Source organism: Haloferax marisrubri, assembly GCF_001469875.2.
Classification (GTDB): domain Archaea; phylum Halobacteriota; class Halobacteria; order Halobacteriales; family Haloferacaceae; genus Haloferax; species Haloferax marisrubri.
In genome coordinates this window covers 115,900-130,068 of sequence record NZ_LOPW02000018.1, presented here as the reverse complement: position 1 = coordinate 130,068, position 14,169 = coordinate 115,900, and the positions used below count along the sequence as shown (strand labels likewise).

General features: G+C 65.0%; 12 protein-coding genes. 6 read left to right on the top strand and 6 right to left on the bottom strand.

Features of this window, described 5'->3' with window-relative positions:
* Positions 1-57: 57 nt before the first annotated feature.
* Entirely contained in the window at positions 58-1,125 is a 1,068-nt protein-coding gene (locus tag AUR65_RS15515) for a glycoside hydrolase family 88/105 protein (protein WP_058567756.1), read from the bottom strand.
* A gap of 186 nt (positions 1,126-1,311) precedes the next feature.
* On the opposite strand from AUR65_RS15515, the gene AUR65_RS15510 reads away from it, so the two are divergent.
* Complete coding sequence (locus tag AUR65_RS15510; RefSeq protein ID WP_058567755.1) at positions 1,312-2,085, top strand: IclR family transcriptional regulator; 774 nt, start codon at positions 1,312-1,314, stop codon at positions 2,083-2,085.
* A gap of 19 nt (positions 2,086-2,104) precedes the next feature.
* On the opposite strand, the gene xacF is transcribed toward AUR65_RS15510, so the two are convergent.
* The 4 genes from xacF to AUR65_RS15490 form a co-directional block, all read right to left on the bottom strand.
* Positions 2,105-3,556: a 2,5-dioxovalerate dehydrogenase gene (gene xacF / locus AUR65_RS15505; RefSeq protein WP_058567754.1), complete on the bottom strand. Its 1,452-nt coding sequence runs from the start codon at positions 3,554-3,556 to the stop codon at positions 2,105-2,107.
* A 141-nt stretch (positions 3,557-3,697) separates the two neighbouring features.
* Complete coding sequence (locus AUR65_RS15500; RefSeq protein ID WP_058567753.1) at positions 3,698-4,606, bottom strand: AEC family transporter; 909 nt, start codon at positions 4,604-4,606, stop codon at positions 3,698-3,700.
* Positions 4,607-4,704: 98 nt separating this feature from the next.
* Positions 4,705-5,739 (bottom strand): SGNH/GDSL hydrolase family protein, encoded by a 1,035-nt coding sequence (locus AUR65_RS15495; RefSeq protein WP_058567752.1) that lies wholly within the window; start codon positions 5,737-5,739, stop codon positions 4,705-4,707.
* Positions 5,740-6,402: 663 nt separating this feature from the next.
* Positions 6,403-7,341, bottom strand: a complete 939-nt coding sequence (locus AUR65_RS15490; RefSeq protein WP_084816471.1) for a dihydrodipicolinate synthase family protein — start codon at positions 7,339-7,341, stop codon at positions 6,403-6,405.
* Positions 7,342-7,548: 207 nt separating this feature from the next.
* Here AUR65_RS15490 and AUR65_RS15485 point away from each other — a divergent pair, with 207 nt between their 5' ends.
* Together AUR65_RS15485 and AUR65_RS15480 are read left to right on the top strand one after the other, a co-directional pair.
* Positions 7,549-8,388, top strand: coding sequence for an NAD-dependent epimerase/dehydratase family protein (locus AUR65_RS15485; protein WP_058567751.1), 840 nt, complete (start codon positions 7,549-7,551; stop codon positions 8,386-8,388).
* 147 nt (positions 8,389-8,535) lie between these two features.
* Positions 8,536-10,194, top strand: coding sequence for a right-handed parallel beta-helix repeat-containing protein (locus AUR65_RS15480; protein ID WP_058567750.1), 1,659 nt, complete (start codon positions 8,536-8,538; stop codon positions 10,192-10,194).
* Between the two features lie 126 nt (positions 10,195-10,320).
* On the opposite strand, the gene AUR65_RS15475 is transcribed toward AUR65_RS15480, so the two are convergent.
* Positions 10,321-10,782, bottom strand: coding sequence for a universal stress protein (locus AUR65_RS15475; RefSeq protein ID WP_058567749.1), 462 nt, complete (start codon positions 10,780-10,782; stop codon positions 10,321-10,323).
* Between the two features lie 107 nt (positions 10,783-10,889).
* Here AUR65_RS15475 and AUR65_RS15470 point away from each other — a divergent pair, with 107 nt between their 5' ends.
* The 3 genes from AUR65_RS15470 to AUR65_RS15460 all read left to right on the top strand — a co-directional run bounded on the left by AUR65_RS15470 (position 10,890) and on the right by AUR65_RS15460 (position 14,168).
* Positions 10,890-11,111: a hypothetical protein gene (locus AUR65_RS15470; RefSeq protein ID WP_058567748.1), complete on the top strand. Its 222-nt coding sequence runs from the start codon at positions 10,890-10,892 to the stop codon at positions 11,109-11,111.
* A 122-nt stretch (positions 11,112-11,233) separates the two neighbouring features.
* The gene (locus tag AUR65_RS15465; protein WP_058567747.1) at positions 11,234-13,090 is read left to right on the top strand and encodes an ABC transporter substrate-binding protein; all 1,857 of its coding nucleotides are present in this window, start codon (positions 11,234-11,236) and stop codon (positions 13,088-13,090) included.
* 73 nt (positions 13,091-13,163) lie between these two features.
* On the top strand, positions 13,164-14,168 hold the full coding sequence (locus AUR65_RS15460; protein WP_233194390.1) for an ABC transporter permease: 1,005 nt from the start codon (positions 13,164-13,166) through the stop codon (positions 14,166-14,168).
* Position 14,169 lies beyond the last annotated feature (1 nt).

Below are 14,169 nucleotides of genomic sequence, written 5' to 3'. Positions count from 1 at the left end.
GCCGGGGCGCATAACTGTGGTGTCGGCCCAGAAAGAGTCGAGAAGGATACCGAGAGGTTAGTCGAGCGCGGCCGCGGCCATGAGGAACCACCCTTGGCCGTATGGCGTGTCCGTCAGGGGTGCCTCGGGGCCGCCCGGCGGGCCGGCGACGCGGTTGACTGCGCCCTCATCGCCGACGACGCGGGAGACGGCCGCGAGTCCGTCTTCGGCGGGTTGGCGGTAGGTCTCCTCGTCGAGGATGCCGAGGTCGATGCCGCGGGCGAACGCGTAGGCGAACATGAGCGTCCCCGACGACTCAAGCGGCGTGTGCGGGTCGTCGACGAGGTTGTGCCAGAAGCCGCTGCCGTCCTGCAGCGGGAGGAGCGCCTCGCAGTGCGACCGGAACAGGTCGAGGAGGTCGTCGCGCTTCGGGTGGTCCTCGGGGAGCCGTTCGAGCACGTCCGCCGAGGCGGCGGCGGCCCAGCCGTTGCCGCGCGCCCAGAACGCGCCCTGCGGGTAGTGGTTCGGCTGTTCGACCCAGATGTGCCGGAACAGCCCCGTGTGGTCGTCGCGGAGGTGCGCGGCGTGAATCAGAATCTGCTCGACCGCCTCGTCGAAGGCGTCGTCGTCGCCCGCGGCCTCGCCGTAGCGGGCGAGGAAGGGGCACATCATGTAGACGGAGTCGATCCACAGCGACTTGATGCCCGCGAGTTCGGGGTCGTGGTGGGGGATGCCGCCGTCTTCGGTCCGCTCGAAGGACAGAAGTGACTCGTACGCGCGTTCGGCCGCGTCGAGGTAGCGCTCCTCGCCCGTCCGGTCGTAGAAGTCGAGGACGCCGTGACCGATGGCGGTGCTGTTGTTCGTGTTCATGCACTTCTTGACAGTCAACTCCCAGCTCGCCTCGTACTCGCGGCCGTGGCTGAAGACCTCTATCGGGTAGCTCGGGCCGTAGCTCAACTGCCCGGCGTCGTTCTGGGTCGCCACCGCGGTGTCGACGAGGTGCTTCGCGCGCTCGACCGACTCGTCTCCCCCCTCGGCGAGCAGGCCGTTGATGGCGACGCCGGTTATCCACGACTGACCGTCGATGTCCAGCGACCGGAGATACGACGCGGCGCGCTGGACTGGTGTAAGCTCGTCTGCTGGCATGAGTACAGTACCCACACGAAGACGTGCAGGGATGAAAAATGTATCCCATGGCGACGCGCCACCGCGGGAAGGCGGCCGGTACGCGCCGGTCTGTCGGTCTGAACACTCCGAAACACTCGTTCGCCGCGACAGACACGTTCCCCAGGCGGGAACAGATATATACGGCTCTGGTTCGACTACCACACCATGAGCCCCCAACCGAACAAACGCCCCGGTCGAACAATCCGCTCGGTCCAGATAGCGTTCAATATCATCGACCTCCTGCAGGAGGAAGCGGGCATCGGCGTGACGAGAATCGCCGACGAGCTCGGGCACTCGAAGAGCACCGTCCACAGCCACCTCCGGACGCTCGAAGAGCGGCGCGTCATCGTGCGCGAGGGTGACGGCTACCGACTCGGCCTGCGGTTCCTCGACGTCGCCTCGCACGTCCGCGACCAGATAGGGAACTTCGACATCGTCCAAAAGGAGGTCGATTCGCTGGCCGAGGAGACGGGGGAAATCGTCCAGTTCGGTGTCGAAGAGTACGGAAAGGTCTCGTACCTCCACAAGGCGCAGGGCGAACACGCCGTCGAGACGCTGTCTCGGGTGGGGACACAACAGCCGATGTACTCCACGTCGCTGGGCAAGACGATTCTCGCGTACCTGCCCCCCGAGCGCATCGAGGAAATCGCGGCGGCGATGGAGTACGAACCCAAGACGGCGAACACCATCACCGGTCCCGAGGAGCTGTTCGAGGAACTCGAAGCGATTCGCGAGCGGGGGTACGGCATCGACGACGAGGAGAACATCAACGGCCTGCGCTGTGTCTCCGCACCCGTCAAGAACGACGAGACCATCCTCGGCGCGATTAGCATCACCGGTCCGTCGAGCCGGTTCACCGAGGACCGCCTGCACGGCGAACTCGCGGACTACGTCCAGAGCGCCGCGAACGTCATCGAACTGAACACGAAGTTCTCCTGAGCGCGGAGGGGCCCGCGGCTCAGTAGTTCTCGTAGATGGTCTTCACAGACGAGAAGAAGTCGAGGCCGGCGTCGCCCTGCTCGCGGTACGTATTGGTGGACGAGTCCTTGTAGCCGCCGAAGGGGACGTGGAGTTCGAGGCCGGTCGTCTTCTCGTTGATTTTCGCGACGCCCGCTTCGACCTCGTTGACGAAGCGCTTGCCCTCGCTGAGGTCCTGCGTGACGATGCTGGCCGACAGGCCGTAGTCAACGTCGTTGGCGAGGTCGAGCGCGTCCTCGAAGGAGTCGGCCTTGACGACCGCGAGCACGGGGCCGAAAATCTCCTCTTGGGCGATGCGAGCGTCGTTTTCGACGCCGGAGAACACGGTCGGCTCGACGAAGTAGCCGTCGTCGTAGTCGTCGCCGGAGAGCCGGCTCCCGCCGGCTTCGAGCGTCGCGCCCTCCGAGGCACCGATGTCGATGTATTCGAGCGTCGAAGAGAGTTCGTTCTCGGAGACGTGCGGGCCCATGTCGGAGTCGTCGAGGCCGTCGCCGACGACGAGCGAGTCTGCGTAGTCGGAGACGGCCGCGACGAACTCGTCGTACACGTCCTCGTGGACGATGGCGCGCGAGGTGGCCGTACACGACTGGCCGGTCGTGCCGAACGCGCCGACGCCGACGGTCTCGGCGGCGTCTTCGATGTCCGCGCTGGGCATCACGACGGTCGGGTTCTTCCCGCCCATCTCACACTGGACGCGCTTGAGGTCGACCGCGGCCGTCTCGGCGACCATCGTCCCCACGGCGGTGCTGCCGGTGAAGGAGACGCCGTCGATGCGCTCGCTCTCGATGAGCGGGCCGCCGACCTCGCTCCCGGAGCCGGTGATGGTGTTCGCCACGCCGGCCGGGAGGCCCGCGTCGTCGAGGCATTCGAGGACGATGGAGACGACGGCCGGTGCCTCGGACGCCGGCTTGAGGACGACCGTGTTGCCGGCGGCGAGCGCCGGGGCGAGCTTCCAGACCGGGATGGCGATGGGGTAGTTCCACGGCGTGATGAGCGCGACCGTGCCGAGGGGTTCGTGCTTCGTGTAGAGGTCCTTCCCGGGGGCGCTCGCGGACTTGACGGTGCCGCCGAAGTCACGCGCCTTCGCGCCGTAGTAGTGGAAGATGTCGATGGCGCGCTGTACCTCGCCGCCCGCCTCGGAGCGCGTCTTGCCCTCCTCGCGGACGAGTACTTCGGTCGCCTCCTCCTTCCGAGCTTCGAGGTTGTTGCCGGCCTCGCGGAGAATCGCGCCGCGGGACGGACCGGGCGTCGACGCCCACTCGTCCTGTGCGGCGACGGCCGCGTCGAGCGCCGCCTCGACGTCCGCTTCGGAGGACGCCGGGTGAACGCTGACGACTTCGTCGGCCGCCGCGGGGTTCGTCACTTCGAACGTCTCTCCCGACTGGGAGTCGGTCCATTCGCCGTCGATGAAGTTACCGTAAGTTCTCGACATTCGACCTAGCCATGCACACCCATCACTAAGTAAGCTTCTCATGCCGAACGGCGACGCTCGGCGCGCGCTCGTGACCGTCCCAAGGCGTGAGAGAAGCGAATTCGTGAGATTCGGAAGGGATACCGACGGTGCGCCGCCGACTCAGAGCAGGAACTGGAGGACGACGAAGAGCGTCGCGACCGAGACGGCGGTGGTGGCGAACACGTTCATCGACGCGAGGTCGGCGTCGCCCCCGAGTTCGTTCGCATAGATGAACGAGGAGACGGCGGTCGGCGTCGCGAGCATCGTCACGCCGGCTTGGACCGTCGTCCAACTCGACGCGAGCGTCGAGAACACCGCGAAGGCGACGAGCGGCATCAGGATGACCTTGCTGCCGACGACGGCCCCGACGGTGCGGAAGTCGAACGACTCGGTGGAGACGGTGAGCGACGCGCCGATAGAGAGCAACGCCACGGGGAGGGCGAGCGAGGCGAGCGCGTCGAGACCCGTCACGAGAACGCCGGGGACGCCGAGGCCGAGCCCGGAGAAGGCGAGTCCCAGCACGAGCGACGGGATGACCGGGGTCTTGAGCACGCCGATGAACTCCTCTTTGAACGACACGTCAGCGCCGTTGACGAGCACGAGGACGGTGATAGTGAGCGGGACGTGAGTGAGCGCGCCGACACCGAGGATGACGCTCGCCTTCGCCGTCGTCAGCGAGCCGAACGTCGAGGCGACGAGCGGCAGGCCGAGGAAGCCGAGGTTCGAGTAGTACGACTGGACGATTGCGACGCTCCGGACCGAGTCGGGCGACACCCGACGGTGGACGACCCAGCCGACGGCGAGCATCGTGAAGAGGACGAGCCAGAAGCCCAAGAGGAGCGTCGGCTCGATAACCTCGCGAATCGGCTGGTCGTACGTCGAGGTGAACACGAGCGCGGGGAGCGCGAAGGCGAACGCGAAGAACGTGAGCTTGTCGCGACGGCTACTGTCGAGGAGGCCGAGACGCTTCGCTAGCGCCCCGAGGCAGAGCACCCCGAGCATGTAGCCCAGATTTGCGGCGACGGTCATACCCTTCCATCGAACAGGGGGGTCCTTCGGTGTTACGCTCGCGGAGATTTCGTTCGGGTAATTCGAGCACGAGAGCGCCTGAGTCGCAGGTATTCCAGTTAATCGTCCATGAGAGATTCGAGCTCGCGCGCGAGGCGCTCGCCGATGCGAATCATCGCGTCGTCGCCGGGGTGGACGAGGTCGGTCGTCATCCCGCTGGCGGTCGGCAGGAGGTCGGGACCCTCGACGAGGTGGACGTTGTCGTAGCCGCACTCGGCGACCACGTCGCGGAGGTGTTCGCGGAACGTCTCGGAGAGCGTCGCCTCCTCGTGGTCTCGTTTGTACTCGCGCACGTGCGGGAACAGCGTGATGCAGGCGACGGGTTTGGTCGGGTTCGCCGCGGCGACGGTCTCGACCATGTCCGCGGCCCGCTCGCGGAACTCGTCGGGCGAGAATCGACCGACCATGTTCACCGACAGCGAGAGCGTCGCCACGTCCCAGTCGTCGCGGGCGGCGATGTGCTCGGCCATCGCGGGGTCGCAGTAGGCGGTCCCGCAGGAGCCGAGGTTTATCGGGTCCGCGCCGAGTCTCCGGGCCGTCTGGTTGACGTACGTGAGCATCTCTGCCGATGGGTCCTCGCCCTCGGTAATCGACGTGCCGTACGCGAGGTACCGGAGGCTCGGCACTTCGTCGTCGGTCGGCGGCCGCCGCGCGCCCTCGACGTCGTGGTAGTAGATGTGGCCGCCGCGGTGGTCGCCGGGGAAGACGAGTCGGCACACCTCGGGCGCGTAACGCATCTCGCCGGTCGCCGCCGGGTCGAGGTCGGACAGCGACTCCGGGGGAGACAGTTCGACCGTCTTCGGTTCCGGCCCGAGCGTGAACTCATCGCCCGTCGCCTGAAAGTCCCCCCAGAACGGTCGAACGAGGCTGTCGCGCTCCTCGGAGGAGAGCGTGATGCGGACCGTCTCCTCGGGGACGAACCGAATCTCGGTCCCCGCGGGGTGGGACATCCGCGTCTGCGCGCCGGTGTTCAGACCGCTCCTGACGGCCTCCGGGACGCGGAGCAGTCGAAGTCCCTCGTGCGGTCTGACCCGCTGGAGCGCCCTGACGTTGTGGAACTGAACGTCGTCGTGCTGGATATCGTCGTGCTGCATACCGTGTGAGTCACGCACACTCCGCACCTACTTATTGCTACCTCCGACCGCCGACGTGCGGCGACGAGCGCGGCGGGACTCGGCGCGAGGGAAGTTCCGATTCGGCCAGTCTGGTTCCCGAGGCGGGAAAATTACAGCCATATGCTTGTAATATTCTGCCTACTGTGACTCCGAATTCGAGCGTTGGGCCCCAATGTCGGAGGATTGCCCGGAATCGATAAATCAGCTATTCTCTCAAATTCCGGCGTTACAAGCCCCTAACAAGCTCGTTCGTAAGAAGGGAACAGGGAAACCATTGCAGATGAATAATCGGGCACAATTCGCCGGGAGTCCGTTCCCCACCCGCGAACGTCGCGCAGGAATGTGACGACGCCGTGATGGTCGGTTCGTCCGGGTCACCCGCCGGTGTCGGAAGTCAGCAAGCGAGTTTGGCTACTCTCACGGCCGGGAGAACGACACGATACCGGACAAGACGGAAGAAGCGAGGTGAGGAAAAGAGGAGAGAAGAACAGCGGTTCAGAGACGACTCGGCGGTGAGACGGCAAAAGGAGGAGGTGGGGCCCCGACCGGCACAGTCGGGGAGCGTCAGGCAGTGTGGGTGGTGGTCAGTCGGTGTCGGTGCGGTCCGAGTCGGCGGTGCGCGCTCGGGTCGAGGTCGCCGAGTCAGTCGATGACGCGGGCGATACCGTCGTCGAGTTCCTCGTACAGTTCCTCGGCGCGGCGCTCGTCTTCGGCCGACAGGGGCCGAATCGGCTCGCGGACCGACCCGCCGTGCAGGCCGGCCAGTTCGAGGCCTTTCTTCACGGCGGAGACGCTGATTGCGCCGGGCAGGTCGTTGTCCTGGCCCGTCTCGCCGCGGAAGTCTTGGAAGGGGAGCGTCAGGTCGCGAATCTCGCGGGCGAGCGCCCAGTTCTCCTCGGAGAGCGCCTCGAACAGCGAGAGGCCGATTTCCGGGCGGAAGTTACTGACGCCGGCCGAGAAGCCCTCGATGCCCTCGTTCCAGAACGAGACGGCGTACGGTTCCGCGAGGCCGTCTACCCAGACCACGTCGTCGTCCGCGGCGGCGACGGCGGAGCCGAGTTTGACCGGGTCCTCGATGGCGTACTTGACGCCGACGACGCCCTCGACGCGCGAGAGGTCGCGGAGGAAGGAGACCGAGGGGTCGAAGCCGCGGACGTAGGGAACGAGCGGCGTGTCGGTCGCGGCGTCGAGTTTCTCGTAGTAGCGGATGAGTCCCCGCTCGTGGACGTAGGTGTGGTCCGGCGGCATGACCATCATGGCGTCCACGCCGACGCGGTCGTAGGCTTCCATCAGGTCCGTCGCGGCCTTCGTCGACCCGCCGACGCCGGCGAGGACGCAGGCGCTGTCGGGGAGCGCTTCGACGCTCGTCTCCGTCACGTCGACGCGCTCCTGTTGGGACAGGGAGTGATATTCGCTGATGTTCGCGGCCGCGAGGAACGACGAGATACCGTCGCCGGACAGCGACTTCGCGTTCGCTTCGAGTTTGTCGTGTTGAATCTCCAGGTCGTCGTCGAACGGCGTGAGCAAGCCGACGGCGACGCCACGGAGACGACTACGTACACGGTCGTCTTCGAGTGGCATGGTACAGTCAATCTGAGTCAACCGTGATAAAGCCATCGTCAACCCCTAAATCCGGCGTTCGCGCGCGAGAGCGCCCGTGAGTCGTCCATCTGGGACGCGACATTCAGGCTTTGTGAACCGAACGAGCGGGCCGGGGCGGCACCCGAGGCGAGGTCTGATTTCGCGGTCACCCATCAATTTATTACGATTTGGTCAGAGTGGATTCGTATGGACGTCTTGATGACCGGCGTCTATGGCCGGTGCGGCACCGCAGTCATAGACCACCTGCACGACGACGACGCCTACGACTTCACGTACTTCAACCGCTCCGACCGCCCCGACGACCACCCATACGGCGGCTACGACACCGTCGTCGGCGACGTGTCCGACTACGACGCCCTCAACGAGGCCGCGGAGGGACAGGACGCGATGGTCCACATGGCGGCGTACCCCTACACCGACGGCACGTGGGAAGACATCTTCGAGCCCAACATCATCGGGATGTACAACGCGCTCGAAGTCGCCCGCGAGAACGAAATCGAGTCGTTCGTCTTCCTCTCGACCAACCACGTCATGGGCGGCTACGAGGACGAGTTCTCCCCCGAGATTTACGAACCGGGCCACGGACTCGTCATCGGACACGAGGACCCCGTCCGCCCCGACTCGTTCTACGGCGCGTCGAAGGCCTACGGCGAGGACATGGGCCGGTACTACGTCGAGAACTACGAATACCCCAAGCAGTTCTACGCCCTCCGGGTGTGCAGTGTCCGGATGCCCGAGTACGACCACCCGTACGGCGACGCCGAGCAGGCCGTCGAGAACGGCGAGTTCGAGCGCGGGAGCGCCGAGTACGAGGAGACCGTCGGCCGCATGAAGGCGATGTGGCAGTCCCGCCGCGACTTCGCCCACGAAATCGACTGCTGTCTGCAGGACGACGACGTCGAGTTCGGCATCTTCAGCGGCGTGAGCGACAACCAGCGCCGGTGGTACGACCTCGAACACGCCCGCTCGCAAATCGGGTACCACCCGCAGGACGACGGCGAGGAGTGGGACAGCCCGCCGGAGTAGTCCGAAGTCCGAGCCACGTCCCGCTGTCTGTCCCGTCTGTTCCGCCTGTCCCGTTTTCATTTTTGCAACGACGCGCTACTGCTGACCCAAGCGAACCTGATTCTGCAATTAACTTTATGTATATTTGTTAGGAATGGGTTCGTGGGTATGAAAGACACACCCACAGCCAGCGATTCGAACGGAGCCTCGCTCACCAGACGAACCGCGCTCGCGCTCCTCGGCGGGACCGGCGTCGCGGCGCTGTCCGGAACCGCGGCCGCCCAGTCCGACGACGAACGCGAGGACGACGGCGAAGAGGGACGCGGGAACGGCCGCGGAAACGATGGAAAGCCGTGGAACCGGGACGTCGACGCGAATGGCAACAGTCTGTATAACCTCGCGTCGCTCGACGTGGACCGCGTCTACACCTCGGCGCGCGACGCCGACGTCATCGTCTGGAAGGACGACGACGGGACGTTCCACGCGGACGGCGCGGACGGCGAGATCGCGTCGGGCGACGGCGTCGTTCCGGTCGCGCAGGCGGCCATCGACAGCCTCACCGAGGGGCGGACGTGGAACGAGAAGGTGCTCATCGCCTCGCCCGGCGAGATTGCGGGCGGGGACGGCAGCCTCGAACTCCCGAGCTACACGACCCTCGACGCGCCGGCCACGCTCTCGATTCCCGACGGGGAGTCGGTGCCGCCGGTCGTTCGGGCCGTCGGCGCGGAACACGTCGAAGTGGAATCGCTCGTCGTCGAGGGACCGGCGGCGATGGGTGTCCGACTCACCAGCTGTTCGAACGTCCGCCTCGGCGACATCCGCATCACGGGCGTGACCAGCGACGGCATCCGCATCGACGGCCGGGGCGACGCGCCCCGGTCCACCGACATCCAGATGGGGCAGATATACGTCGAGGGGAACGGCCACCACGGCGTCGAGACCTACGGCGTCGACCGCATCCAAATCGAGCAGGTCGTCGGCAACGACCCCGCGAGCTGCGTCGTCCTCCTCAACGACACCGTCGATGCGACGGTGAACAGCGTCGTCGGCCTCGAACCGGGCGGTCCCGCGGGCTACGCGACGTTCCGCGTCGCCAACGGCGCGCACGACGTGACGGTCGGCGAGGTCGTCAGCCGCGGCGGCAACCGAGGCGTCTTCGGCGTCTCCGAGTGTTACGACATCACCATCGGCCACGTCAACATCGAGGGCGCGGAGGACCAGGGCATTCTCATCCAGAACTGCCGGGACGTCACCGTGCAGGGCGGCGTCGTCAAGAACACGAACGGCGACGGCGTCCGCATCGACTCGCGGAACGACGGCGAACAACTTCCGGCGGAGGGTATCTCCATCAGCAACCTCCGCGTCTACGACGACCGCGACGAGCCGAAACAGACGTGGGGCATCCTCGAAACCGGGCCGGCGTGCAACCACAACCGCATCGTCAACAACGACGTGCGGGGCGGCGGGACGACCCGGAACATCGGGATTTTCTCGAACACGACGGTCGTGCGGGACAACGTCGGCGGCGGCTTCGCCGACGGCGAGGTGACGCTCTCGGCCGGCGAGTCGCCCGCGGCCCGCGTCGAGGGCGTCAGCGAGTTCCCCGACGTGACCATCCCGGGGAGCGTCGACGAACCGGAGGACTTCGAGGCGTCGGCGCTCGCCGTCCGCGCGAAGCCCGCGGCGACGGGGTCGTCGGAGACGTACGCGTGGGAGAGCTACGTGGAGTGGAACGGCTCCGCCGGGAGTTGGGACCTCGTCTTCGAGTGGCGCACCGACCCCGGCGTCGACGTGACGCTCGACTACGTCGTTGACAAGACGCGCTGAAGCGGGCGTCGAACCGGCGACTTGCTGTCGGCTCGCTGTTGGCGGCTGGTGACTGACGTAGTACGTACTGCGCGGTCGATGAGTCCGAAAAAACGAGGGTGACGGTTCAGACTGCCGCGACGACGCTCACTCGGTGTGAAGCGTGACGTAGCCGTCGAAGTTGAGAATCACGTACTGCGCGAGGTCGCCGAACAGCGCCTTCCCGGTCGGCGAGCGGTTCCGGCCGAGGATGAACACGTGGTCTGCGCCCTCCTCTTCCGCGACTTCGATGACCGTCTCAGCGCGCTCTTTCTCGCTGGCGATTCGCGGGACGATGTCGTAGGACACCTCGTCGTCGGTCCCGAAGACCTCGCGGGCGACCTCCTCGGCGTCGTTCATCGCGCCCTGGAACGCGTCCTGTTCCGTGTACGACGTGTGTTCGACGTCGCCGATGGTGTCGAGGACCTCCTGGGTCTCCTCGAACTCGTCTTCGGTGAGCGTGACGAGGAGGACGAGGTCGGCGTCCGCGCCGAGCGCGTGTTCTCTGGCCTCTCGGAGGAGGTCGGCGTGCGAGTCGGTGTTCTCGATGAGTACTAATCCTCTGTCCATGCCCCTGCATTTCGCCTCGTCTTATCTAAGTCTACCGCAGGAACGGACGGCGCGAGGGCGACGGGCGGGGCAGTACACTGAAATACACCGCGGTACTCTACGTAGGCATGCCCGAAACGAGTCTCGCCGACGTGCTTCGCGATTACGAGACCCGGATGAAGTTCGTCCTCGTCATCTCGCTGGCCTCTATCGCCCTGCTTCTCGTCTCGCTCCCGTCTATCGAACCGGGGACGACGACTCACGCGCTCGTCTACCTCCAACTGACGACGTTCGGCGGGCTGGCGGTCGCGATGCTGGGACTGCTTTTGTGGACGGCGAGAAAGGCGTAGAAACGCGCGTTAAACCCTGACAGTCAGGAACTACAACAATAATAGTAATTTTCTCTATCATGGTGAGTATGGACTAATCCAGTATCTATATTAACAGGGAGTATCATGATAGATGATACCGCATGGCTGGAAAGAGTTCAACCAACTGGAGTAGACGAGACCTTATCAAATACGGGGCAGTCGCTGGCACGGCCGGACTGGCGGGCTGCTTCGATAGCTCGGGGCAGACGACCGAAGACGGCAGCACCGAAGACGGCACGGACGGCGGCACGGGCACCGAGGGCGGCCCGACGCTCGCCGACGACACGCTCGACTACCCCGCGGGCCGACCCGCGACAGACGTGCAGTTCAACCGATACAGCCTCGGCAACTACGCGCACACCCTGCAGGACCAACTGTTCGAGGAAGTCGCGCGCGGCTACGCCGACGGGACGGTCCGACCCGACCTGCTCGAGGACATGAGCGTCGACGGGCGGACGCTCACGCTGACGTTCCCCGAGGGGTTCAAGTGGTGGAACGGCGACGACCTGACGGCCGAAGACTACTACATCGGCCTCGAAATCGACCGCCTGCAGTCGCCCGAGCAGTCGCCCATCGAGAGCAACACGCTCGTGGACGACTACACCATCGAGCGGACGTTCAAGACCGCCGTCTCGCCCAACCTCATGAAGGCGAACGTCGCAGAGACGTTCGTCAACACCCCGCGGTCGGTCTACCGCGAGTACCTCACCCGCTACGAGGAGGCATCGAGTGACAGCGAGCGCGAGAGCGTGACGAGCGACCTCCTCGACATGAGCATCACCACCCAACAGCTCATCGACGAGGGGCTCGGCAACGCGCTGTACCGCGTCACCGGCTTCAACTCCTCGGAGACCATCCTCGAGAAGTTCGAAGACCACCCGTACGCGAGCCGCACGGACATCCCGAACGTGCGCATCATCCCCGAGACAACCTCCGACGTGGAGTCGCTGTCGGTGAACGACCAGCTCGACATGAACCCCGACGTGCTCATGTCGGAGTCCCAGCAGTCCCGATACCCGGACAACATCGAGAACGTCTACCGGCTCAACTGGTTCCGCACCCAGAAGTTCACGTTCAACTTCAAGAACGAGCACATCGCGAAGCTCCCCGTCCGACGCGCCATCGTCAACGCGGTGGACTTCGAGTCGATGGTCGCCGCGATGCGACAGGCCGGAACCGTCGGCGAGCCCGCCGAGAACCAGACGGCCCTGCGCTCGACGATTCACGAGGAGTACCTCGGGTCGGACTTCGTCGACCAGCTCATCGACTACCCGGTCGGCAAGGACCTCGAAGCCGCGACGCAACTGCTCGAAGACGCCGGCTACACCAAGGAGAACGGCACGTGGGTCGACCCCGACGGCGAGTCGTTCACGTTCACCGTCCTCACGCAGAACAACAACACCCAGGTGCAGGCGACGAAGGTCTTCAACGACCAGCTCAACGCGTTCGGCATCCAGACGAAGATCAGCACGGTCAGTTCGACCGACTACTACCAGCGCCTCCAAACGTACGAGGCGGACATCTTCTGGATATGGCACGTCGCGAAGGCGCTGTGGCACCCGACGGCGTACTTCTCGAACAACTTCTACGGCATCGAGGTCGGCGACCCCTCCAGCGGGAACGAGACCGGCCCGACGGGCAAGCCCTTTACGACGACCATCCCGAGCGAGGTCGGCGCGACCGAGATTTCGGGCAGCGGCAAGGAAATTCAGCCCGCACAGCTGATGAACGACCTGCCGAACTCCGAGTCCGCAGAGCAGGTCAGAGAACGGACCCGCGACCTCGTCCAGTGGTTCAACTACGCGCTTCCCGACTTCGTCTTCGTCGAGGAAGACTCCGGCTACTGGGGCGACACGCAGGACTTCTCCATGCCGACGGGCGACGACTACGAACTCAACACGAACCGGCCGGGCGAGTTCTCCTTCAAGAACGGATGGATTAGCTCGAACTCGCAGTAAGGTGAGACGGCACCCCCAACGGGCTTAACCACCACAATTAAGCCCTCTCACGCTAGAAGCCAAACTATTAATAATGACACCAAAGTATTTGTTGAAGCGTCTCGGGCAAGCGATACTGACGTTTCTCGTCACGATGACGGTCTCGTTTCTGCTGTACCAGGCCATGCCCGGTGGCCCGACGGAAGCGATGCGGAGCGTGATTCTCTCGCAGAGCGGCGGGAGCGTCGACATCGACCGACTGAACAGGATGATACAGCTCTACACGAACGTGAACCCGGACCAGCCGATGCACGTACAGTACTTCAACTACGCGTCTGACGTGATTCTCCGGCAGGACCTGGGCACCTCGTTCTTCAAAAACGAGAAGGTCACGACGCTCATCATGCAGCGCATCCCGTGGTCGATGTTCATCAGCGTCTACGCGCTCGCGCTGGGCTACTCGCTGAGTATCTTCCTCGGCGTGATGACGGCCTACCGAGAGAAGTCGCGGTTCGACTCCACGGTGTCATCTCTCATCATCGGACTCAACTCGATTCCGTACTACATCGTCGGCGTCGTGCTCATCTACTTCCTCGCCATCCAGAACAACTACTTCCCGACGGGCGGCCGCATTGGCTCGGGAATCGCGGCGGGGTACAACCCCGAGTTCATGCTCAGCCTCGTGAAGCACGCGGCGCTCCCGGCGATTTCGATGGGCGCGCTCGCGACCTCCGGGGCGCTCGCCATGCGCGGCAACGCGATTCGCGTCCTCGGTGAGGACTACATCCGCGTGGCACAGCTCCGCGGGCTCCGCGAGACCCGCATCGCCACGCAGTACCTCGGGCACAACTCCATCCTCCCGATGTACACGCAGTTCATGATCGGCATCGCCGGCGTCTTCAGTAGCGCCGTCATCGTCGAGGAGGTCTTCGCGTACCCGGGCATGGGCCTCCTGATGTTCGAGGCGGTCAAGACGCAAGACTACCCGCTGTTGATGGGCACGCTCATCGTGTTCACGGCGATTTCGCTGACCGCCATCTTCATCGCCGACCTCACGTACACGCTCATCGACCCGCGCATCTCGGTGGGTGAAGAGTAAT